We start from the raw sequence: 22,173 nt of genomic DNA, 5'->3' as shown, positions 1-22,173 counted from the left end.
GGACGGCCTCTTAGTCAAGGCGTTTGCAGGAATTTACAATTTCGTCCAACGCAAACAACCTTTCAGCTTTCACCAAAAGGGCCGAAAATCGAAGAAGAAACGGGTGCGACGATTCGCTTCTCCCTTCTGTCTCGGTCCTCTTACGGCTCAGAGCAGAACTGCAGGGCATTTCCAATTTCCTGTGTTCCAAACTATGGTCATGCTTGTCTAACGCCGCGGCAGTGCAGTTCGTCCCAATGTCCGATACCGCCTCCGCAACGTCAGTATAACAAATGCGCAAAAAGAAATCATCTTGCTTTTTCTCCGTAACTGTCCGTCCCGCCGGGATAGAGCTCGATATCGCCCGAATAGACGGGTACGACGGCTCCGTTCTCGGTCTGCATCATCAGCTCGCCCTGTGTCCCGAGACTATGGGCGATTCCCCGGCGTTCGCCCCGCGCGTCGCGTACGGAAATCTCCCGTCCGAGGGTGACGCTGAGCGATTCCCACAGCGAACGGATCGGATCGAAGCCGCTTTCCGCATACAGCGCGTACAGCGCTTCGAATTCGTTCATGACCGCGGCGATCAGCGCCGAACGGTCGACTTCCGCGCCCGATTCGCGCCGCAGCGAAGTCACTTTATCGCGCAGCTCCTCGGGATAATCGGATTCTTCCAGATTGGCGTCGATGCCGATGCCCATGATGCAGTGGCGGACGCGGCCGTCTTCGATGACCGCCTCCAGCAGGATGCCGCACAGTTTGCGGCCGTCCGCCAGCAGGTCGTTCGGCCATTTGATGCCGGCTTCCACGCCGCTTACCGTTCGGATCGCCCGGCAGACGGCGACCGCCGCCAGCAGCGTCAGCTGCGGAACGGCCGTCAGCGGCCCTTCCGGGCGCAGCACGGCGCTCATCCAGACGCCCCGTCCCGGCGGGGAATGCCAGACCCGGCCCTGACGGCCGCGGCCGGACATCTGTTCTTCCGCGACGACGAGCGTGCCTTCCGGCGCGCCTTCTCTCGCGCGCTTCTCCGCCTCGGTCTGCGTCGAATCGGTCTTCGCCAGCACGGTCAAATGCCGGCCGAAGCGCTCGGTCGACAGCCCCGATTCGATGCGCCGGGCGTCGAGCGCCGAAGCGGAGGCGGACAGACGATACCCCAGCTTGGGCGAAGCGTCGAATACGTAACCGGCATCCTTCAGCCTGCGAATTTGCTTCCATACGGCCGTGCGGCTGACACCGAGCCGGCGGCTGATCTCTTCGCCCGACAAATACCGTCCGGCGGCCGCTTCGAACATGTCCAGCAGCCGATCCCGGCTTCCGTTCGGGCGGTCCGTTCCGACCGGCGCCGCCTCGTCCCTCGCCGCCGGCATTCTCTCCTGCCCGAGACCGCGCTGCTTTTCGTCTTCGTTCATTCGGTCGGCGCCTCCTCGATCATGCCCTTTTCTTCTTCGAGCCGCGCGATCTCCGCGAGCAGCGCTTCGCGTTCATTGGCGAAACGGCCCATGGCGGCCCCTTCCAGCAGCTGCCGGATCAGCGCGCCCAGCCAAGGTCCTGGCTTTCGGCTCAACCGTCCGACGATTTCGTTCCCGCCCAGCGCCAGTTCCCGCGGCGACTCCGCCGGAATCTCCGCCAGCCAAGCCGAAGCGCTCTCTCTTCTTGCGGCGGCGGCTTCGTCCTCTCCGTTCAATGCGGATCGGTAAAGCAGCCAGTTTTCGGCCGCAGCCCGGCCGAAATCGAGCACGCAACGGACGAAGGAAAGCTTCCGCCTTTCTCCCCCCGCTGCATGTTCCTCGCCCGCTTCGCCGGCTCGGACGGCGGCCTTTTCGGCTTCGTTCGCCTTTCCGGCCCCGGCTTCCAAATCCCCCGCGCCCATCCGCGCGTCGATGCGCAGCAGCGCCGCGGCGGATTTGGCGAATCCGCCGGAGAACGTCCAGCTCTTCAGCAGCGTTTCCGCTTCGTCGCCGGACACGCCGAGCCCTTGGAGCAGCGCCGCCCAGCGCAGCTCCGCCGGCTTCGGCGGCAGCGCGCCCAGCCGTTCCGGACGCGCCGAGGCAAGCGCCTGCGGCGTCAGGCGGATCTTCGCTTCCGCCAGAAGGCCGCTTCGCTCCAGCAGACGGAGCCCCTCGGCCGGTCTCGTTCCGCCGAGCATCTTCTCCAGCTCGGCGCGAATGCGCTCCGCGGCAATGTGGCGCATATTATCGCGCAGCTCGAGCATCGCTTCCCACGTCCGCGGCTCCAGCTCGAAGCCGAACACGGAAGCGAAGCGCACGCCGCGCAGCATGCGCAGCGCGTCTTCCCGGAACCGTTCGCGGGCGTCCCCCACGCAGCGGATGACGCCTTTCGCTAGATCCGTTCTTCCGCCATAAGGGTCGACGTATTCGCCGTCCGGCCGACGGGCGATCGCGTTCATCGTGAAATCGCGCCGCCGCAGGTCTTCGTCCAGCGAACGAACGAAGGTCACTTCCTCCGGACGGCGGAAGTCCTTGTAGTCCGATTCCGTCCGAAAAGTCGTGACTTCGAACGGAATTTTTTCCATGACTACCGTTACCGTGCCGTGCTCGATTCCCGTCGGCACCGTCCGTTCGAACAGGCCGGTCACCTCTTCGGGACGCGCCGACGTGGCGATGTCCATATCGTTGACCGGACGGCCGATCAGCTCGTCGCGCACGCAGCCGCCCACCCAGCAGGCCGTGTGCCCCGCCGCCTCCAGCGAACGCAAAATTTCCGCGCTCAACCGCACCTGCTGCGGATCGGCATGCTTCCACTGCGTCAAATGCATTCATCTCCGTTTCCGTTCTTTTTCCGCCGGACGAAGCCGCTCAACAGCCTTGAGCGATCGCGCCCGGCAGCTTGCGTCCCAGGACGCGGTAATAAATCTCTTCGTATTCGCGCGTAATCTTCTGATCGCAGAACTGCGTATAGGCCCGTTCCAGGCAGGCGGACCGCAGCTGCGCGGCTCTCGCCGGATCGCGAAGCAAAGAGACGGCATAACCGGCCATGGCGGCCGTATCGCCGATGGGAGCCAGGTAACCGGTCACGCCGTGCTCCACAAGCTCCGGAATGCCGCCCGCTTCCGAGCCGACCGTCGGCACGCCGCAGGCCATCGCCTCCAGCGCGACCAGACCGAAGCTTTCCTTTTCCGAAGGCAGCAGCAAAATATCGGCCAAAGAAATCACCTGCGCGATCTCGTCCTGTTTGCCGAGGAAATGAACCCGGTCTTCGAGTCCCAGTTCGCGGATCCTGCTCTGCACTTTCGGCATGTCCGGCCCTTCTCCGACCAGCAGCAGCTTCGACGGCATCTCCCGATTGACCCGGTGGAATACGTCGATCACGTCGGGCACCCGTTTGACGGGGCGGAAGTTCGAAATATGCATCAGGATTTTCTCGTCCGGAGAGGCGAACTCGTTTCGCAGCTTCGACACTTCCCGCGGATAGTATACCCTTTTATCGATAAAGTTGTAGGTAAGGTCGATGTCCCGCGTAATGTCGAGCGCGGCCCGCGTCTGGCCGATCAGGTCGGCCGACACGGCCGTCACCGCATCGCTGCGGTTAATCGCCAAAGCGATCAAGTCTTTGAGCGTAACGTCCTGTCCCAGCACCGTAATGTCGGTCCCGTGCAGCGTAGTCACGATTTTCAGCTCTTCGCCGACCATCTGCTTGGCCAAATACGCGCAGACCGCATGCGGCACCGCGTAATGGACATGCAGAATATCGAGCTTTTCCCGTTTGACCACTTCGGCCATCTTGGACGCGAGCGAGAGATCGTACGGCGGATAGCGGAATACGTAATAGTCGCTGACCTGCACTTCATGGTAATGAATATTTTTATGAAAGGCTCCGAGCCGGAAAGGAATGCTGTGCGTAATGAAATGAACTTCGTGCCCCTTCTCCGCCAGCAGCTTGCCCAGTTCCGTCGCCACCACTCCCGATCCGCCGAGCGAGGGGTAGCAGGTGATGCCGATTTTGAGTGTGTCGTTCATTGAGGCCGGAACTCCTTTCTCGCCGCTTTAAAAAAGATTGACCGGATACGGCAGGCGGGAAGCAAACCCTTCCGCATAACCGGTTCCGCGTTTTTGGCCGAGCAGGAAATCTCTCGCCTTCACCCGCTCCACGTACTGGGCGGTCAGCGGGGTATCGACGGCGTCCGAGCCCTGTCCGGGCCCGGTAAACTGCGATGCGTAACAGCGCAGCGCCGCCTCCTTTTCCGCGTAAACTTCCGTGACGTCGACCATTAGGTCCGCACGTCCGGGATCGTTGATGAAATAAAAGTACAGCTGCCCGACCGTTACCGGCGGAATATCCGGCAGATAACGACGCAGCTTGGCATTGAATACGGCTTCCTCCACCAGCCCGCTGCAGGCGATATGGTCAGGATGCCGATCCTGCCAGTACGGGGCGAACACGACGCGCGGGGCCCAATTTCGGATTTCGGCCGTGATCAGGCGAATATGTTCCTCGCTACGCAGCAGGCCGCGATCCGGCAGGCCGAGATTGAGGCGCACGGAGAGGCCGAGTACGGCGGACGCCGACTCGGCTTCTTGTTTGCGCAGCTCAACCGTACCGTTGGACGACATTTCCGCGAACGTCAAGTCGCAGATGCCGACACGGAAGCCCGCGCGCGTATGCTTGACGATCGTGCCCGCCATGCCGATCTCGGCATCGTCGGCATGGGCGCCGAAGATCAAAATGTCGAGCGGCTCACTCATTGCTCTCGATTCCCGGCTTGTATTTATGTACCAGCTCCCGCCAACCGAAGTCTCCGCGCATCAGCGCCTTGACGAGAATCTCGGCCGTCGCGACGTTGGTCGCCACCGGAATGCCCTGTACGTCGCAGATCCGCAGCAGCGCCGTAATATCCGGCTCGTGCGGCTGGGCCATCAGCGGATCGCGCAGGAAAATGATCAGATCCAGTTCGTTCTCCGCGACCAGCGCCCCGATCTGCTGATCGCCGCCGAGCGGGCCGGACATGAAGCGGTGGATCTTCAGGTTTGTCGCTTCCATGATCCGCTGTCCCGTCGTTCCCGTCGAATACAGCTCGCTGCCCGCGAAAGCCTGTTCGTAAGCCGTCACAAAATTAACCATCTCGTCTTTTTTGCGGTCGTGCGCGATAAATGCGATTTTCATCAAAGGTCCCTCTTTCCGAACGTTGTCGATAAATAATGGACTTACATCAAATGCTCGAAGCCGTACACCATCCCGGTGTATTCCGTCACTTTCTTGATTCCGATATTGACGCCCGGCATGTAGCCCGCCCGCTCGTAGGAATCGTGGCGGATCTTGAGGCTCTGCCCGTACCCGCCGAAGATGACTTCCTGCTGCGCGAAGACGCCCGGAAGGCGCACGCTGTGGATGCGGAATCCTTCGTATTCCCCTCCGCGCGCGCCCGGCAAAATTTCTTCCTCGTTCGGGTTGCCCTGCTTCAGCTTCTCGCGGCCCTGCGCGATCAGCTCCGCCGTCTTGATCGAAGTGCCCGACGGCGCGTCAAGTTTCTGGTCGCCGTGATATTCGATGATCTCGACATGCGGCAGGTATTCGGCGGCTTTCGCCGCGAACTGCATCATGAGAATGGCGCCGACCGAGAAGTTCGGAGCGATAAGCCCTCCGATTTCCGCTTCGCGGCACATGCCGTCCAATTCTTCGATCTGCTGCGGCGTAAAGCCCGTCGCTCCCACGACCGGGCGCACGCCGTGCTTGATCGCCGTCACCGTATTGGCGTATACGACGGACGGCACCGTGAAGTCCACCAGGACGTCCGGCTTGGCCGACGACAGCGCCGCGTCCAGGTCGGCGACCGTCTCGATGCCGCACGGTTTCAATCCGGCGAGCTCGCCCGCATCGCTTCCTGCGCCCGAACGGTCCACGGCCGCGACGAGCTCCAACGCTTCGTCCGCAAGCACCATTTTGACGACCTCTCGTCCCATTCGCCCGCCGGCTCCGGCTACGGCCACTTTGATTTTTTTGCTCACTGCGGTTCCTCCCCCTGCTGCGCATCGGCATCGATCCGCGTCCAGCGGTCCTTGTCGCGCGTATTGAATTTATGCATGACTTTGTCATGGGCTTCGGTCAGGTCGATATTCAGCGAATTGGCAAAGCACAGAGTGATAAACAAAATATCGCCCAGCTCCAATTCGATCGAATTGTCTTCTTCCCCGCTCTTCTTCGGCTTCTCGCCGAAGCTGTGGTTAACCTCCCGCGCCAGCTCGCCGACCTCTTCGGTCATTCGGGCGAGCATCGACAGCGGGCTGAAATATCCTTCCTTAAACTGCGAGATATAGCGATCGACTTCCCGCTGCATCTCCGCCAGGCTTTTCTCCATTTCGGCGTCCGCCTCCTTCTGCGATGTTAGGTCCGCTGCACTCTTTCCTATGTTATCGCAAAGAAATTTTATTTGCTACCCCCGGGACCGCGGCCGATGATCGGGGAGGCCTCTTCAACGTCCCCGGCCCAAAGGTTCCGCCGAACGCCTTCCCCGGCCGGCGCCGCGAATCGCCAGCCATCCGGCCAGAACGCTGGCTGCCGTCAGCGCGAAGGTGAAGTTCCTCACCTGGTCGAGCCGGGCCAGATGTTCCGCCGACAGATAAGGGAAAACGCCGTACGTATAATCTACCGTATCGTTGGCGAACGTCCAGATCGCGGCCGGAATGAGCCATAAAGTACCCAGGCTGAAAAAACGGACATACAGCAGCGCTTCCGCCGCCATAATGCCGTGCGAAGCGATCAGCATCCAGCTCAGAGGTTCGATCGCCTGGCCGAGAGCCGCATCCCAAAAAATGATCGAAACGGCCCATACGCCGTACTTGACCGAGGTCACCACGGCCAGCGCTTCGATCAGACGCACCGCTCCGCGCATGAAACGCGAAGACGGCGGAAAAAGCAGGCCCAATACGGCCAGCGTAAAGAACAGGCTCGCCGTCGGACTGTCCGGCACGAACACGATCTGCCAAGCCGGACGGGTGTTCCAGACGTCTGCCAGCTGCACGCCGTACCAGACATACCCGTATAGCGTTCCGACCAGATTGCTGATCAACAGCAGCCACAGAATGCGCCGGTCCGTCAGCAGGCCCCTGCTCCATAACCATGAAAACGACATGTTGTTCCTCCCGCATGAATTTAAAACGGCCCATGCTGCCCTGCCCGGCCGCTCCTTCATAAAAAGCCTGACCGCAAATGCGGTCAGGCTTTTTATGAACCCGTTTTTATTTTAACTTTCAGATCTTCAAGTTGGCAAGCTTGACGACTCGGCTTCGATTCCGCCTCGTTCCAATGTTTTCAATTCGCTGGTCAAGGCCAGGAACGCCAGTTCGTCCCCGCTCGCGAGAGCCGCGTCTATTTCCTGCTGCAGCGTTTCGCAGCGCCGTTTGCGCAGCGCTTCATCCCATACCATCTCGGCGGCCAGACCCAACATCACTTCGTAAGCGGCTTTCATCTTGTCCAAAGGACGCACCTCCCGAGTTTTCGTATCTTCGCCGGCAATTGTGACGGCTTCCGCGACTTCTGGCTGGAGTCGGGTTTTCCCCCGCGAACCCCTGTAACGTTTGAATGGGAGCGTCCTCATTTTTTCGCGCTTTCAAGAAGCAAGAGAAAAGAAGTCGGCTCCTTTCTTTGTTTATAACCATAATTGCAAGCCATGCACCATAGAACGGAAAAAATCGCTCTTTCGATTGGGCAGCCGCCGTGTCGCAGCATAGACGAAAAAAAGCCTTCCGCCGGCATGCCGCCGTCGGAAGGCTTTCGTTTCGAACTTCGATATTCGGTCAGCCGCGCTCGTCGACTGCGGGCTCGACGAGCAGATGTCTCGTGCAGTTGAATACGAGAGGTTCCCACAGGTCGCCCCGTTTCTCCAGCACCGTAAGCGCCAGATTGCCGATGCGTTCGCTCTGGCGGTCTTTGTACATGGCCCGGTACAGCTGGGCGAGCAGGCCGCCGTGCGTGACGACGAGCACGCTGCCGTCCGGATACTTGATCTCCAGATCGGCGATGAAGGCCAGCGCCCGCTCTTCCAGCGCTTCCAGCTTCTCCTGTCCCACATCGGCCGCGTTCCAATCCGCCCCGAAGCGCTCTTCCCGTTCGGCAAGCGTCATGCCCTCGACCTGTCCGAATCCGCGCTCGGTCAAACGGGGATCCGCCTCGAGCAGCGGCAGATCGAGCTTGGCGGCAATAATTTCGGCCGTTTCCTGCGCGCGGAGCAGGCCGCTGGAAACGACGAAGTCCCACTCGTAGTCTTCTTCCGCCAGACGTTCGGCCAATTTGGCGGCCTGGCGCCGACCTTCGTCGTTAAGCGGAATGTCGCTGCGGCCCTGAATCCGCCCGGCCGCGTTCCAGTCGGTCAATCCGTGTCTGATCAATCCGATTCGCATGCGCCTCTCCCCTATCTTTTTCTGTGAATGCAGCCCCGTTCGGGCAGCGGTTATTTGCGCATCGTCGCAATGCGCGTAAGCGACAGCAGCGCCAATCCCATGCCGGTCAACGACAGAAACATCCAGTACTGCGGATGCGTCGGCCCGATCTGGGCGACCAGCGGCTCGACGATGCCCCGATCCGACGGCTGCGCCGAATCCGCCGCCGAGCCGGAAACGGATTCGCCGGCCTGCACGGTCAGCGGCTGGACGATCACGCCGGCCGGCACTTCCTGAGCCGCGCTTTTCCGATCATCGGGAACGCCCCAGCCCACGAGATAGACGAAGCTGACGAGAAAGACGGCGAGCAGCGCGGCAATCCATACGGCTGCCCGGCTGCGGAACCGATGCTGGGATGCGTAAGTCTTCGCCTCGCCGGGAAGCAGCCAGGGCGATTCTTCGTATATCCGGTCCATGACGCCGCGATTCATGCGTTCCGCGTCGATATCCGGCACGTCCGCGCCCGCTTCCTGCAGCAAGTCGTCCAGTTCCGGAAAATCGTCGAGATCAAAAGCCTCGCTCCGCCGGTCTTCAGGCCGAAACGGCGCCTCCTTGAAGCCGCCTGGGCGCTGCTGGCCGTTCGGATTCCAGCGCATGCCCGCCCGGTGTCCGCCATCTTCTCTACCCTTCATTCGGTCTCATCCCCTTGTAAATCTCCTCTTCGTAGACCGGTCCGTAGTAATAGGGTTCCAATTGATTTTTGATGCTGAGCCTTGCACGGAACAACAGAGATTTCACCGAGCTGATGCTTTGCCCCAAAATGCGCGCGATCTCCTGGTAATCCATCTGGTCGTATTCGCGCAGAATCAGCGCCGCGCGCTGCTTCTCCGGCAAATTGTCGATCGCCGTCCGTACCATGCCGACCTGTTCGCTGCGCAGCAGAGCCTGTTCCGGCGCCGCTTCGGTCGAAGAGTCCGTGACCAGCTCCCCGTCTTCGAGCGGCACGTTCGTCGCCCGGTGCCTGCGCAGTTCGCTCAGCGCCGTGTTTCTTGCAATCGTATAGAGCCACGTCGAGAAGGAAGCTTCGACTTCCCGGAACGACTGAAGGCTTTTGAACGCTTTATAAAAAGTTTCGGAACTGACGTCTTCGGCAAGATGGCCGAGGCCCGCGCCCTTCAACATATAATAGGTGAACGCTAAAATTTTGCGCTGGTAGCGCCGCATAAGAACGGAGTAAAGTTCGACATTCCCCGCTTTAATTTCCCGAATCAACTGGGAATCTTCCATCGAAAACGCGCCCTCCCTCGCTCGCCGCAAAAAAAATCTACAGCCCATTTTATCATAAAGCCCGTCTTTTGCAAAAAAAGCCGGGCGGTCGACTCATAGACGCGCGGGGCCCCGAAAAGGTTGCAGCAGTCGGTAAAATTTTCTGTTTGCTATATTTTTACCCGTTTTTCCGCCGTATTCGGCTGCTCGCTTCTTCTTTTTTCGCAAGAACGAACGGCTCGGCGGATCTTATCCGCCGAGCCGTTCGAACCGCTTATCCCGGAATTTCGCGATTTTTCGCGACTTGCTTCAATACGTCGATGGCGTGCGAATCGCCCAGCGAGAAAAAGACGTCGTCCCGTTCTTCATCTTCATCTTCATCTTCATCATCTGATTCTTCTTCCCGCTCTATCGTCACATGGGGAGCCTGCTCGGCCAGCATCTTCAGCAGCCCCGCCAAATCTTCCGCCAGCACGACTTTTTCATCTTCGTCCCGGCCGAAATTGATGATCTGACCCACTTTGCCGGCAGGACCCGGGTCAAGATCGATGCCGATAAAGCAGCCCGCTCCGTCGAACAGCACCGGAATCCAGCCTTTGCTCGCATACACCGTTCGGATCGCGCCTTCGGGCACGGAAGCAGCATCTCCGGCCAACTCGCGCAGACTTTCTTCGTCTTCGCCGTCGATCAGGTCGCGCCACTGTTCCCAGCGTCCGGCCGCTTCTTCCAACGGAAGGAATTCCAGCCCGAACACCGTGCCGTAGCTGTGGTCTTCCCCGTCGTGAATCCGGTACAGCCGCTTCATCTGCTCGGGCAGCGGGCGGCCTATGCGGCGCTCCGTCTCGGCGATCGCTTCTTCGGAAGCGGGACCGTTCAAGTAACCCGGGAATTCGGGAGCCGCCTCCGTCATGGCCCGTTCAAAAGACATCCAATGCTCTGTCACTCCGTATGTATCGTTCATCGCTTGATCCGCTCTCCTTATTCGCTGTCTCCGCGCCAGACGCCCCGGTCCGACGGGTCCAGTACGGCTTCGATATCTTCTCCGTTCAATACGGCCACATATCCTTTGGGCAGCGCCAGCACCTTCAGCACGCCCGGACGAAGGTTGAACAGCTGGAACGCGTAATAAAGTCTCAGTTCATCCTGCGCCACTTCCCCCTCGACAGGTCCCAAGTACCAACCGGATCTGCCTTCTTCGCGATGTTCGGTCCGTTCCAGATAGACGCGATCCGCCGCCAAAGCCCGTTCGGAAGAAATCAGCGTGTCTTGAAACAGCGTGGTTTCCCCGCCTGCGCCCGTCAGCTTCAGCACATGATTTTGCGCCAGCTGAACGGTCAGAGTCGCGGACAAATCGTCGGTCGTGCGGGCGAACGGATTGGTCGCGTAATCGGGCGCGAGAATTTCGGCATTTTCGCTGTCCAGTTCATGCACGAACAGAATGCTCCACCCCACCTGAATCTTCATTCCGTCTTCCAGAAATCCCGTTTCTTCTTCCGTGTCCCGGAACAGGTTCAGCAAAAATTCGCCCTGCGTCTCCAACGAGTCGTCGCATTTGAGCGAAAAAGTCCGCGAGCCGATCGCTTTGGTTTTCGTAATTAGCATCGTGCCGCCCCCCCTTTTTCAGGATTGATTCTTTTTCCGAATACGCTCCTGCTCGTTCAGGTATTCCTTGTATCCCCAAAACGCTTCTTCCCGGCCGCCGCCTTCCAGCAGCGTCGCCACCGCATAAGACAGCATATCGATCCATTCCGCCATTTTCCCGAGTTCTTCGTCGGAAATGAGTTCGTTTCTTCGCAGCATGCCGTTCGGCTCGATCGCCCAAGCTCTTGCGTACTGGCAGATGCTCCACAATCGCGACACGATCTCCCGGTCCAGCGGATCCTTTTCGAGCTCTTCCGCCAAAACGTCGAGAATTTCCATCAGCTCATGAAAGTTCTCGTCGATCAGTCTGCCTTGGTAGGGGCGCAGCATGCCGAGAAATCCGTCCCGGACCTTTTCGTGCTCGAGATCCTCGTGTACGAACGCGTGCATGTTCAGCCGCTCGACCGCTTGTTCTTTGTTCAATGCAAGCCCTCCGTTTATCGGTTTCCGTTTGTCCGTATGCCTCTTTTCGGGAAGGCTCCGTTAAGCCCGCGTCAGCACGAAGGCGCGGCCGTCCGCGTTCAGAACCTGCGCCGTTCCCAATTCGGCCAGCGGCCGTTCCCAGTGCACATGTCCGCAGCAGAGCAGCAGCGGCGGCCCGTTCTCGATTCTCTCCCGCACGCCTTCGTGCCCGCGCAGCGCTTGCGCCGGGATGTCGGGTCCCTGATGCATAAGCAAAATATCCGGTCCGCGCGCCAGCAGCCGCCGAAGCTCCCGCAGAAACCGCTCTTCCGGCATGCGGTTCGGACGCCCGGAACGTCCCGTGATGCCTCCGATCCCTCCGATTCGCGCGCCTGCCGCTTCACGGACGCCGGGGCTGCCGAAAAAGACGATCCCCTCCGCGCCATCCAGCTCTTCTTCCCCGCCGGGCGGCAGCAGATCGTGATTGCCCGCCACGCCGGCTACCGCTCCGAACGATCGGGCGAACGCACGCCAGACCGGCAGCGGATCGCCGCTCGATCCCCGCACGGCAGGATCGGCGTACAGGTCGCCGCACAGCAGCGCGAGCGACTTTTGAAGATCGACTTCCGGGAACTCCACCCTCAGCAGCAGCTCGAGCCTCTCCGCCAGCTCTTCGCCCAGCAGCCGGGACAGGCCTTCCGTATCAGGCGAGCCCGGCAGGCCCGCCGCGCAGGCTCCCTGCAGATCCGAAGCGACGATCAACGCGTCCAATCCGGCGGGAAGGCCGTCGATCGTACCCGTGTGGACGGGAAGAACGGCGCTCACGATCCCTCCTCCGGAAGCCGCGGACAGATAAGGAACGACATCTGCCGGTTCATGGTCAAGCCGCACGATCCGCATCGCATTCCCTCCTTTTCGTCAAAACGGCCGCTGGCCTTTGAAAGGCCCGAACCGTTCGGGATCCGCCCCGCGCGAGCAAAGATGATCCAGCGCCGCCTTCAGATCGCCGAACTCCAGCAGTTCTTCTTCGGCGCAGTCTTCGGCGATCCCCATCTTCGACAGATCGACGGCGAAAAAGTAAGTCTGATACCGCCCGTCCGTTTTGCGAATCGCATACTGAACAAGCTCTTCCCGCGCGGAATCGGCCGGCGGCGAACGCAGACACTCGTACCCTCTCGTTCGCCCCCGCTCTACGGCCTCTTTCCAACTGCCTTTGTGCCGGCTGCCGCTCAACGCCCCGAATCCGGCATCGACGCTTCAAGCCTTGCGCGCAGACGTTCGGCCAGCTCCCGGAAACGTCTTTTCTCCTCGTCGTCGGCGTATTCTTCCTCGCGCAGCTCCAGCAAGTAATCGCCGTCCGCGAGATCATACATATCCAGCATCGTGATTTCGGCGCAGGCCGGATTCTCCAGGACGGCAAACATCGGCTCCGGTCCTCCGTCCCAGTTGTATCCGTTCGCGAAGGCATGCAGCAGCACGGAAGAATCGAGCGACCGTACTTTTCGGATTACCGTATTCCCGTCGTCCTGATACAACAGCTCGTCCAGAACCTTCTGCTCGTCCGGCGTCAGCGTCAGCCTGACCGCCCCCCGCGTATCCGCCAGCAGATCGGCCAACGCCCGGTCGCCGCGCGAGGCCGCCGCGTTCCAAGGCGTCGCCCGGATGCCGCGGGGCGAATCGATCTGCGCGCCGTATTTGAGCAGCAGCTTGACCGCGCCCTCCTGGTGGAACTTGATCGCTTTCAGCAGCGCCGTTTCTCCGAGTTTATCCGTCACTTCGATCTCGGCGCCTTTTTCCAGCAAAATTTCCACGGCTTCCGTCGGCAGCTTGTATGTCATGAACAGCATGAGCGGCGTACGTCCCCGTTCATCCCTTTCGTTGACATCCAGCTCCCCGGCCGCCGTGCGTACGGCATGCACGTTTTTCGTTCTGGCTATTTCCGACCAATTCGTCATCGTTCTTCTCCTTTACAGCTTCGTTCTCGGTAAGTGCTTATCCTACAGTATCCTATGAGCCCGCGCTCAGTTCAAGTCGCAAACATGGATTCGGGCGGCCTCGGTTCAGCTCTCCCGCTCTTTTTTCGAAAAAACGCTTCTTTTCAGTATACTCCGTCTTCGCGGCAAAACAAAAAGCGGCCGTTCGGCTTGCGCCGAACTCTGCCGCTCTTGCCTGATACGCCGCTGCTTCAAGTCCATTTCGACATCAGCATGTAGGCTTCCAAGCGTTCCGCCAGTTCTTGGCGCCCGGGAATCCTCTGCTCGTCGACCACATATCCTTCCAGAACGGCATCGCTTTTTTTCTCGAACTTGAGCAGGTAACGCTGCAGCAGAAAGCTTCCCGACGGATCGCCTTCCGGCTCCCATCTCACGTACAGCTCGTGCCCCAAATGCCGATGAATAGCGCTAAAAAGAATCGAACCGTAAAACCAGTCGAGCGTTTCCGGCGACGGATCCAATTCGTACAAAGCATTGACATCGATTTTCCATCCGCTCGGAACTCGCAGCGGCTGCAGTCTCGGCTTTGTTTCGGCCATGTTTCCCCCTCCTTGCTCCCCGTAACGCAGAAGCGCTTCTCTCATTCTCCGTGCCTAACTTGATTTTACCCCTTTCGGCATTCTCTGCCACGATCTGTCGGCAAAATTCGCCATAAAGCGCTGCGCCGCGCGAAAAGCATAAGCTTATTAACTTTTTCAACAAAAAAGGAAAAGAAAGCGTTGACAATTTGGAAGCGTATACATATAATAAAAGTACAGTATGGTTTCTCTCCACTCCTATAACTCTAAGTGTACTCTTGTAGTGCACGGCCGCTCACAGTGAGCGGCCTTTTTTTGCGCTTTTGCGCCTGGATTCGAACCGATGCCCGAACTCTTCAAAAGAAGCGCATCAAAAAAAGCCGTCGGCGTCCGCCGCGGCTCTTTTCTTTTTCGTCTTAGGTTCCGGGATCCGTTCGTTCAGGCGTACACGTCGAATTCCAGGCTTTCCAACGCTTCCCTTGCCCGTCCCATATGAATCTCGTCCCGGAACGACAGCCGCATCAAGCCCGGCACGTCTTCCCGGCTCTCGATGATCTGCAGGTTGCTCAAGTTGATGCCTCTCGAGCCGAGTTCGGTCGTGATCCGGCCGATGATGCCCGGATGGTCGGGAACGTCAAGATACAGGTCGTACGTCTTGGCGATCGCGCCTTTTCGGCGTTCCGGCAGCTCGTTGCGAAAGTCGCCGGCATTCCGGAAACGCGCGGAAATGCCTTCTCCGTCTTCCTGCTCCAACTGCTCGATAAAGCCTTCCACCTGCTGATTCCAATCGCGTAGAAGCTGTAAAAGGTTAAAGCGATTGTTCAGCAAAATGTCGCGCCAGACGACGGGATCGCTGGACGCGATCCGGGTGATGTCCCGGAAGCCCCCCGCGGCAAGAGTCCGGTAAAGAGGGTTGCTTTCGTGATAGCCGCTGATCTGGTTAACGAGCGCCACCGCGATAATATGCGGCAGATGGCTGATCGCGCCCACGATCTCGTCGTGCTGCCCCGGTTCCATGCAAATGACTTTGGCCCGGGTCAGCGCCAGCAGGCGCGTCAGCGCTTCGGTCGCTTCGGGATCGGTATCGGGCTCCGGCGTCAGCACGTAATAAGCGTTCTCGAACAGCAGCGACGTCGCCGCCTGCACGCCCGAACGTTCCGAGCCCGCCATGGGATGGCCGCCGATAAAGCAGGCTTCTCCCCAATCCAGTTCTCTCGCTCTCGCGGCGATCGAAGCTTTCGTACTGCCCACATCCGTCACGATGCAGCCTTTTTTCAAGGGCAGGGCATGGACTTGTTCCAGATACGTCTCCAGCAGCCCGACGGGCGTGGAGAGAAAAATAAAGTCGGCGTCTTGCGCCGCTTCTTCCAGCGACAGGGTCGCGGAGTCGACGACTCCGCGCTCCACGCACAGATCGGCCAGATCCTGCCGGTGGGAAAATCCGACGAGCTCGATGTCCGGCTTTCCTCGAAAGCACAGCGCCAGCGAGCCGCCGATCAGTCCTACGCCGATCACGGCAATTTTCATAACAGTCAGCCTCGCTTTGTGGGGGATAACAGAAAAAGCGGGCCGATCAGACGGCCGCTCCCTGTTCGTTCAACGCTTCTTCGAACGTGCGGATGAAGATCTCGTTCTCCCGCGGAGAACCGACCGTCACGCGCAGATAAGTCGGATAGCGCTTGAACCCCGCACGGGCAATGACGCCTTTTTGCAGCATCCGCTGAAACACGTCCGACGCGGACTGCTTCGTGTCGACCATGATGAAGTTGCCGTTCGCCGCGAAATGGGACAGCCCCAGCCGCTCGAACTCGGCTTTCAGGAACTCGAGGCCTTCGGCGTTTTTCGCTCTGCACGACTGCACGAATTCTTGATCCGCCAGCGCGGCCTTGGCCGCGGCCTGGGCGATTCGGGTCGTATTGAACGGTTCGCGCACCTGGTTGATCGAGCGGATGACGGCCGAACTGCCGACGCCGTAACCGATCCGCAGCGCGGCGAGACCGTAAATTTTGGAAAACGTCCGCAGGACGACCACATTCCCGTAATCGGCCAGCAGCTTCGTGCCGTCCGGATATTCCTCATCGGTCACGTATTCGAAATAAGCTTCGTCCAGCACGACCATCACGGAAGACGGAAGGCGGTCCAAAAAGCTTTTCAACTCGCTTTCGTTTACGATGGTGCCCGTCGGATTGTTCGGATTGCAGATCCAGACGATCTTCGTCCGATCCGTCACGGCCGCCAGCATCGCTTCGAGATCGTGCTTGCCGTCCTGCAGAGGCACCTCGATGCTCGTCGCTTTCTCGATATCGGCGTTGCTCTTATAGACGGAAAAAGTAGCGTCCGCCATAATCGTCTCGTCGCCTTCCGAGAGGAACGCGCGGGCAAGCAGGGCGATGACTTCGTCCGAGCCGCAGCCGAAAATGATCTGGTCCGGGTTCACCGACAAATGCTCGGCGACCGCCGCGGTCAATTCGACCGCTCCGCCGTCCGGATACAGGTTGAACCGGGTCAGCTCTTCTTCGATCGCGGCTTTGACGCGAGGGGAAAATCCGTACGGATTTTCGTTCGAAGCCAGCTTGACGACTTCGCTGAGGCCGTATTCTTTTTGAACTTCTTCGATCGGTTTACCGGGCTGGTAGACCGGAAGATCGACAATATGCGCTTTAGGCTGCATGGATCATTCCCCTACTTTCCTGATTTGGCGTGTTGCAGTGCGAAAGCAGCGGGCTGCGCACACGCTCAAAAAGTTAGTTTTTGCCCCGATCCGCATCTTTCGCGCCGGGCCGGGAAGCCCCGGGGGCTTCCTCCGCCTCGCTTTTTGTCTCGGGACAATCACTTATACCTTTAATTCTGCCACAAATTCGCGAATTTGCAAGAGCGCATCTTCGCGTTTGTCGGCATTCATCAGTTCGGGAATCAAGGTCTCGATGGTCCGCACGATCGCGCTGCCCACTACGACGCCGTCGCACAGCCCGGAAAAGCGCAGCACCTGCTCGCGGCCGCTGATACCGAAGCCGACCGCCACGGGCAGCTGCGTACGGGACTTCACCTCGCGGATGAAATCGTCCACTCCTTCGTGGAAGGAAGCGCGCTCGCCGGTAACGCCGAGCGACGAAACGCAGTAGACGAAGCCTCTGCCGTTGCGCAGAATTTTGTCGATCCGTTCGCTGGAAGTCGGCGCGACGAGCGGAATGAGCGCGATGTTCGCCCGGTCGGCGCGTTCAAGCATCTCTTCCGCCTCTTCGTGCGGCAGGTCGGGAATGATCAAGCCGCTGATTCCGTGCCCGGAAGCTTCCTCGAAAAAGGCGTCCAATTCCATCTGCAGCACGGGATTATAGTAGGTGAACAGCACGAACGGCATTTTGACGCCACGTTCTCTCGCCTGCCGCGCGACGTCCAGACAGGTACGCACGGTAATCAGCTGCTGCAGCGCCCGGGCGGAAGCCCGCTGGATAACGGGACCGTCCGCGAGCGGATCGGAGTACGGAACGCCCAGTTCCAGCACGTCCGCTCCGGCTTCTTCCAGCCGTTCGATAATCTCGAGCGTCGTCTCGATATCCGGGTCGCCTACCGTGAGGAAGGGAATAAGCGCCGTGCCGCGGCGTTCTCCGAGACGCCGGAACGTCTCTTCGATCGCGTTGGGGCGCGGGAACGCGGCGGCTGTATCCGCAAAAACGGCTTCTTCCGCCGCTCCGGAAGACAAGCCGCTTTCCGAGGCAGGATTCAGCGCCGTCCGTCTTGTCGGGTTGGGCTGCATGTTCATTGCGCGTCTCCTCCTTTATTTTCGTAGGCCATGATCGATTCGACGTCTTTGTCGCCGCGTCCCGACAGGCAGACGACCAGCAGCTTGTCCTCGCCGAGTTCCGGCGCGATCTTTCCCGCCTGCGCCAGCGCATGAGCCGATTCCAGTGCGGGAATGATGCCTTCGGTGCGGCAGAGCAGCTTCAGCGCGTCAAGCGCTTCCTCGTCGGTGATCGGAACGTACTCGGCCCGGCCGGTGTCTTTGAGATAAGAGTGCTCCGGTCCCACGCCCGGATAATCGAGTCCGGCGGAGATCGAATGCGCCGGCTGCACCTGGCCGTATTCGTCCTGCAGCAGGTAGCTCATCGAGCCCTGGAACACGCCTTTCGTGCCGAGCGTCATCGTGGCCGCGTGCAGCGGCGTGTCGATCCCTTTGCCCGCCGCTTCGACGCCGACGAATCGAACGTTCCCGTCGCGCACGAACGGGTAAAACATGCCGATCGCGTTGCTGCCGCCGCCGACCGCCGCCACGATCGTATCCGGCAGCCGCCCTTCCGTCTCCAAAATCTGGCGCCGGGTCTCGTCGCCGATCACCCGCTGGAAGTTGCGGACCATCAGCGGATACGGATGCGGACCGACCGCCGAACCGAGAATGTAAAACGTGTCCTGCACATTGCTGACCCAGTAGCGCAGCGCCTCGTTGCCCGCGTCCTTCAGCGTTTTCGTTCCCGACAGAACCGGCACCACTTCCGCGCCGAGCAGCTTCATCCGGAACACGTTCAGCTGCTGGCGCTGCATGTCCTCTTCGCCCATGAACACTTTGCACTCCAAGCCGAGCAGCGCCGCTACCGTGGCGGTCGCCACGCCGTGCTGTCCCGCTCCCGTTTCCGCGATTACCTTCTTCTTCCCCATGCGCACGGCGAGCAGTCCCTGTCCCAGCGCGTTATTGATTTTGTGCGCTCCCGTGTGGTTCAAGTCTTCGCGCTTCAGATAGATCTTCGCGCCGCCGAAGTGTTCGGTCAGACGCTTTGCGTAATAAAGGGGCGTTTCGCGTCCCGAATACTGCTTCAGCAGATCGTTCAGTTCGGCGTTGAACGCCTCATCCGCCGAATATTTCAAGTAGGATTGTTCGAGCTCGATCAATGCGTTCATCAGCGTTTCGGGAACGAATCGTCCTCCGAAATCGCCGTAGCGTCCTTTTGCGTCCGGTACCTGTCCGATCATGAGAAAACCGCCCTTTCCACGAATAGAGTCATTTTTTCGATATCTTTATGCCCGTCCGTTTCGACTCCGCTCGAGACGTCGATTCCGTCGGGTCCGTAATTTCTCACCAGTTCGCCCGCGTTGTCCGGCGTCAAGCCGCCGGCGACGAACAGCTTCAACCCGCGCGCCCCCGCCGCTTCCAGATACAGCGGAACGATGTCCCAATTGAACGTTTTTCCCGACCCGCCGCCGTACAGCGGATCGTACGTATCGATCAGCAGCGCGTCGGCCGCTCCCGCGTAAGCGGAAGCGATCTTTTCCGCGCGCTCCGCATGATTCTCCTCGCCGCCCTGCCCGCCGATCGATATCGCTTTGAACACTTCCACGCCGAAAGCGCCGCGTACCTCGCGGCACCTCTCCGGGCTTTCCTGTCCGTGCAGCTGCACGATGTCCAGCGGAACGACAGCGAGAACGCGTTTCAATTCGTCTATCTCCGGATTGACGAATACGCCGACGATCTTCGTTCCGGCAGGCTTTGCCCCGTGGTCCGGGTCGCCGGGCGTCTCCGTCCTTTTCAGCTCGCGAATCAATTCCGCGGCCTGCTCCGGCTCCACCCTGCGCTTGCTCGGCGCGAACACCAGTCCGATGTAATCGACGCTCAGTTCCGCCGCTCTGCGCAGCGCTTCAACGGTCCGAATACCGCAAATTTTGACGTAAGGACGGCTTGCGGAAGCCTTCTGTTCGGGCGTCCGCTGCGGCGGAATATGCTCGCGGTCGGTCATCGCGATCCCTCCGCCTTCGCGGTTTGGGCTATGGTGGGAAGAGGTCCCATGACTTCCGCCACCGCTTGCCCGATATTCGGTCGGCGCATGAACGTTTCGCCGATCAGCACGCCGCGCGCGCCGCCTGCGCTCACATACGCGATATCTTCCGCCGTGCGGATCGCGCTCTCGCTGATCAACAGCGCTTCGGGCGGCACGAGCTCGGCAAGCTCCGCGGTCACGCCCAGATCGGTCTCGAACGTATGCAGATTCCGGTTATTGACGCCGATCAGTCCGCGGTCCGTCACTTCCAGCACCCGGTGCAGCTCTTCGGCGTTATGCACTTCGATCAGCGCGTCGAGACCGAGCGCCTCGGCCGCGGCTTTCAATTCCCGGATCCGAGCGGTCGGCAGAATCGCCGCGATCAGCAGGACCGCATCGGCGCCGATCAGGCGAGCTTCGTAAATCTGCGATTCGTCGATCACGAAGTCTTTGCGAAGCAGCGGCAGGTTCACCGCCTCCCGGATCGCCGTCAAATATTCCGGGCTGCCCTGGAAATAATCGCGGTCGGTCAGGACGGAGAGGCAGTCGGCTCCGGATTTTTCGTAAGCCCGCGCCAGCTGCACGGGATGAAAGTCCTCCCGGATCAGCCCTTTGGAAGGCGAAGCCTTCTTCACTTCGGCAATCAATGCCATGCCGGGCCGCTTGGGACGGCGCAGCGCGGCTTCGAAGCTGCGCGCGGAAGGCATGTCCGCAATGCGTCGTTCCGCTTCCGCGACGTTCAACGTTTCTCTCAGGCTTTCGACTTCCCGGCGTTTCGTTTCCACGATTCGATCAAGATACATAACCGCACTCCTCCGTTATCCGTACAAGCTGTTCGAGTTTGTTCAAGGCCAAGCCAGAGTCCACGATATCGGCCGCCATTCGCACGCCTTCCGTCAAGTTTTCGGCTCTTCCCGCCGTGTACATGCAAGCACCCGCGTTCGCCAGCACGATGTCGCGCCGCGCGCCGCGTTCGCCCGACAGTACGCCGCGCACGATACGCGCGTTTTCCGCGGCATCGCCGCCGAGAATGTCTTCGAGCGGATAACGCGACAAGCCTAATTCCTCGGGCGTAATTTCGTAAGTGCGAACGACGCCGGCCTTCAATTCCGACACCCTCGTCGGCCCCGATACGCTGATCTCGTCCAGGCCGTCGAGTCCCGCGACGACCATCGCGCGCTTCGCGCCCAGATTGCCGAGCACCGAGGCGATCTGCTCCGTGCGGCCGGCATCGTACAGGCCGAGCAGCTGACGGTCGGCGCCGGCCGGGTTGGTCAGCGGGCCCAGCAGGTTGAATACCGTGCGGACGCCCAATTCGCGGCGCGGAGCGGCCGCATGCTTCATCGACGGGTGGTACGTTTGCGCGAACAGGAAGCAGATGCCGATCCGGTCCAGGCACTCCGCCGCCTGGCTGCCGCTCAGCCCGATGTTGACGCCGAGCGCTTCCAGCACGTCTGCGCTTCCGGCGCGGCCGCTGGCGGAACGGTTGCCGTGCTTGGCCACGCGCACCGAAGCGGAAGCAGCGATCAATGCGGACGCGGTCGAAATATTGAATTTATGAATGCCGGAGCCTCCCGTGCCGCAGGTGTCGAGCAGCCGCTCCCGGGCGGTGCCGACCGGACTGGAGAAACTTCTCATCGCTTCGGCGAATCCCGTGATCTCTTCGGTCGTTTCGCCCTTCATGCGCAGCGCCAGCAGAAATCCTCCGATCTGGGCCGGCGTCGCGTCGCCTGTCATGATCGCTTCCATTGCGTTTCTGGCCTGCTCGCGCGTCAGCGAAACGCCTTCAGAAGCCAGTGCCAGCGCGTCCCGCACGCTCAAAGTCGGCTGCGGTGTCTCGGTCGTGTACGGATGTGGGGTTGTCTGCATGATGATCTCTCCTTCAAGGTCGAATAAGTTCGAGCGCCTTGAGGCTTTCTCCGGACCGGAATTCCTGCGTCTGCCAAGCCGAAGGTGATAAAAAAAGACCTCCGCTTCGCAGCAGAGGTCTTCGGTCCGAACGATCGTCCGCGTAGCGGCGGGACAACCGTCCGGCTTCCGGAGGTTCGCATTCGTCGATGTATAGCTTAAAAAATTCGCGGCGCTTCGCCTGCGAATCTTCCTCTATACGCTAACTCTGCTCAGCCTGACTCTGCTCTGTCTTGCGGCTTCTGCCGCATCGGTCCCTTCGGACCTCACGATTCTTCGCCGCCGCCCGGGAACACTCCTGTTCCCGGCGCGGATGCGCGAATCCTTAACGTTGTTCATTACTATACCCGATCGGCGAACGGATAGCAAGCGCGCCCGTCTTTCCCTT

Annotated in this window: 26 protein-coding genes; all 26 read right to left on the bottom strand. The window is 60.2% G+C overall.

Annotation, left to right across the window (positions count from 1 at the left end; genetic code table 11):
• Nucleotides 1-287 precede the first annotated feature (287 nt).
• Nucleotides 288-1,346, bottom strand: a complete 1,059-nt coding sequence (locus tag GYN08_RS03020) for a biotin--[acetyl-CoA-carboxylase] ligase (protein WP_166273090.1) — start codon at nucleotides 1,344-1,346, stop codon at nucleotides 288-290.
• 38 nt (nucleotides 1,347-1,384) lie between these two features.
• The gene (locus GYN08_RS03015) at nucleotides 1,385-2,749 is read right to left on the bottom strand and encodes a CCA tRNA nucleotidyltransferase (protein WP_235945719.1); all 1,365 of its coding nucleotides are present in this window, start codon (nucleotides 2,747-2,749) and stop codon (nucleotides 1,385-1,387) included.
• 46 nt (nucleotides 2,750-2,795) lie between these two features.
• Nucleotides 2,796-3,956, bottom strand: coding sequence for an N-acetyl-alpha-D-glucosaminyl L-malate synthase BshA (bshA, locus tag GYN08_RS03010; protein WP_166272347.1), 1,161 nt, complete (start codon nucleotides 3,954-3,956; stop codon nucleotides 2,796-2,798).
• 27 nt (nucleotides 3,957-3,983) lie between these two features.
• Nucleotides 3,984-4,682, bottom strand: coding sequence for a bacillithiol biosynthesis deacetylase BshB1 (gene bshB1 / locus GYN08_RS03005; RefSeq protein WP_166272345.1), 699 nt, complete (start codon nucleotides 4,680-4,682; stop codon nucleotides 3,984-3,986).
• On the bottom strand, nucleotides 4,675-5,103 hold the full coding sequence (mgsA, locus tag GYN08_RS03000; RefSeq protein ID WP_166272343.1) for a methylglyoxal synthase: 429 nt from the start codon (nucleotides 5,101-5,103) through the stop codon (nucleotides 4,675-4,677). The genes bshB1 and mgsA overlap by 8 nt, the downstream gene beginning before the upstream one ends.
• A 38-nt stretch (nucleotides 5,104-5,141) precedes the next feature.
• Entirely contained in the window at nucleotides 5,142-5,942 is an 801-nt protein-coding gene (gene dapB, locus GYN08_RS02995) for a 4-hydroxy-tetrahydrodipicolinate reductase (protein WP_166272341.1), read from the bottom strand.
• Nucleotides 5,939-6,292, bottom strand: a complete 354-nt coding sequence (locus GYN08_RS02990; protein ID WP_166272339.1) for a nucleotide pyrophosphohydrolase — start codon at nucleotides 6,290-6,292, stop codon at nucleotides 5,939-5,941. The genes dapB and GYN08_RS02990 overlap by 4 nt, the downstream gene beginning before the upstream one ends.
• A gap of 114 nt (nucleotides 6,293-6,406) precedes the next feature.
• Complete coding sequence (locus GYN08_RS02985; RefSeq protein WP_166272337.1) at nucleotides 6,407-7,066, bottom strand: DUF1405 domain-containing protein; 660 nt, start codon at nucleotides 7,064-7,066, stop codon at nucleotides 6,407-6,409.
• Between the two features lie 126 nt (nucleotides 7,067-7,192).
• A complete protein-coding gene (locus GYN08_RS02980) occupies nucleotides 7,193-7,411 on the bottom strand; it encodes an IDEAL domain-containing protein (protein WP_166272335.1) in 219 nt (72 codons plus the stop codon).
• Between the two features lie 319 nt (nucleotides 7,412-7,730).
• Nucleotides 7,731-8,333, bottom strand: a complete 603-nt coding sequence (locus tag GYN08_RS02975; RefSeq protein ID WP_166272333.1) for a histidine phosphatase family protein — start codon at nucleotides 8,331-8,333, stop codon at nucleotides 7,731-7,733.
• A 50-nt stretch (nucleotides 8,334-8,383) separates the two neighbouring features.
• Nucleotides 8,384-9,004, bottom strand: coding sequence for a hypothetical protein (locus GYN08_RS02970; RefSeq protein ID WP_166272331.1), 621 nt, complete (start codon nucleotides 9,002-9,004; stop codon nucleotides 8,384-8,386).
• Nucleotides 8,994-9,599, bottom strand: coding sequence for an RNA polymerase sigma factor (locus GYN08_RS02965; RefSeq protein WP_166272329.1), 606 nt, complete (start codon nucleotides 9,597-9,599; stop codon nucleotides 8,994-8,996). Before GYN08_RS02965 ends, GYN08_RS02970 begins: the two co-directional genes overlap by 11 nt.
• 253 nt (nucleotides 9,600-9,852) lie before the next feature.
• Nucleotides 9,853-10,539, bottom strand: a complete 687-nt coding sequence (locus GYN08_RS02960; protein ID WP_166272327.1) for an SMI1/KNR4 family protein — start codon at nucleotides 10,537-10,539, stop codon at nucleotides 9,853-9,855.
• A 17-nt stretch (nucleotides 10,540-10,556) separates the two neighbouring features.
• A complete protein-coding gene (locus tag GYN08_RS02955; protein WP_166272325.1) occupies nucleotides 10,557-11,180 on the bottom strand; it encodes an immunity protein Imm33 domain-containing protein in 624 nt (207 codons plus the stop codon).
• An 18-nt stretch (nucleotides 11,181-11,198) separates the two neighbouring features.
• Nucleotides 11,199-11,642 carry a hypothetical protein gene (locus GYN08_RS02950; protein WP_166272323.1) on the bottom strand — a complete coding sequence of 148 codons (444 nt, stop codon included), beginning with the start codon at nucleotides 11,640-11,642 and terminating at the stop codon, nucleotides 11,199-11,201.
• Between the two features lie 60 nt (nucleotides 11,643-11,702).
• Nucleotides 11,703-12,521: a metallophosphoesterase family protein gene (locus GYN08_RS02945; RefSeq protein ID WP_166272321.1), complete on the bottom strand. Its 819-nt coding sequence runs from the start codon at nucleotides 12,519-12,521 to the stop codon at nucleotides 11,703-11,705.
• Between the two features lie 18 nt (nucleotides 12,522-12,539).
• Complete coding sequence (locus GYN08_RS02940; protein ID WP_166272319.1) at nucleotides 12,540-12,854, bottom strand: hypothetical protein; 315 nt, start codon at nucleotides 12,852-12,854, stop codon at nucleotides 12,540-12,542.
• Nucleotides 12,851-13,576 carry a DUF4274 domain-containing protein gene (locus tag GYN08_RS02935; RefSeq protein WP_166272317.1) on the bottom strand — a complete coding sequence of 242 codons (726 nt, stop codon included), beginning with the start codon at nucleotides 13,574-13,576 and terminating at the stop codon, nucleotides 12,851-12,853. The genes GYN08_RS02940 and GYN08_RS02935 overlap by 4 nt, the downstream gene beginning before the upstream one ends.
• 230 nt (nucleotides 13,577-13,806) lie before the next feature.
• Complete coding sequence (locus tag GYN08_RS02930) at nucleotides 13,807-14,154, bottom strand: hypothetical protein (RefSeq protein WP_166272316.1); 348 nt, start codon at nucleotides 14,152-14,154, stop codon at nucleotides 13,807-13,809.
• Nucleotides 14,155-14,571: 417 nt separating this feature from the next.
• Entirely contained in the window at nucleotides 14,572-15,660 is a 1,089-nt protein-coding gene (locus GYN08_RS02925; RefSeq protein ID WP_166272315.1) for a prephenate dehydrogenase, read from the bottom strand.
• 46 nt (nucleotides 15,661-15,706) lie between these two features.
• Nucleotides 15,707-16,804 carry a histidinol-phosphate transaminase gene (gene hisC, locus GYN08_RS02920; RefSeq protein WP_166272314.1) on the bottom strand — a complete coding sequence of 366 codons (1,098 nt, stop codon included), beginning with the start codon at nucleotides 16,802-16,804 and terminating at the stop codon, nucleotides 15,707-15,709.
• Between the two features lie 162 nt (nucleotides 16,805-16,966).
• Nucleotides 16,967-17,893: a tryptophan synthase subunit alpha gene (gene trpA, locus GYN08_RS02915; RefSeq protein ID WP_235945716.1), complete on the bottom strand. Its 927-nt coding sequence runs from the start codon at nucleotides 17,891-17,893 to the stop codon at nucleotides 16,967-16,969.
• Nucleotides 17,890-19,092, bottom strand: coding sequence for a tryptophan synthase subunit beta (gene trpB, locus GYN08_RS02910; RefSeq protein ID WP_166273088.1), 1,203 nt, complete (start codon nucleotides 19,090-19,092; stop codon nucleotides 17,890-17,892). Before trpB ends, trpA begins: the two co-directional genes overlap by 4 nt.
• A complete protein-coding gene (locus GYN08_RS02905; RefSeq protein WP_166272313.1) occupies nucleotides 19,092-19,856 on the bottom strand; it encodes a phosphoribosylanthranilate isomerase in 765 nt (254 codons plus the stop codon). Before GYN08_RS02905 ends, trpB begins: the two co-directional genes overlap by 1 nt.
• The gene (gene trpC, locus GYN08_RS02900; RefSeq protein ID WP_166272312.1) at nucleotides 19,853-20,680 is read right to left on the bottom strand and encodes an indole-3-glycerol phosphate synthase TrpC; all 828 of its coding nucleotides are present in this window, start codon (nucleotides 20,678-20,680) and stop codon (nucleotides 19,853-19,855) included. The genes GYN08_RS02905 and trpC overlap by 4 nt, the downstream gene beginning before the upstream one ends.
• Nucleotides 20,670-21,746 (bottom strand): anthranilate phosphoribosyltransferase, encoded by a 1,077-nt coding sequence (gene trpD / locus GYN08_RS02895; RefSeq protein ID WP_166272311.1) that lies wholly within the window; start codon nucleotides 21,744-21,746, stop codon nucleotides 20,670-20,672. The genes trpC and trpD overlap by 11 nt, the downstream gene beginning before the upstream one ends.
• Between the last annotated feature and the right edge of the window lie 427 nt (nucleotides 21,747-22,173).

This window comes from Saccharibacillus alkalitolerans (assembly GCF_011090185.1).
GTDB lineage: Bacteria > Bacillota > Bacilli > Paenibacillales > Paenibacillaceae > Saccharibacillus > Saccharibacillus alkalitolerans.
The sequence above is the reverse complement of the archived record's forward strand: the minus strand, read 5'-3'. Positions and strand labels throughout refer to the sequence as shown.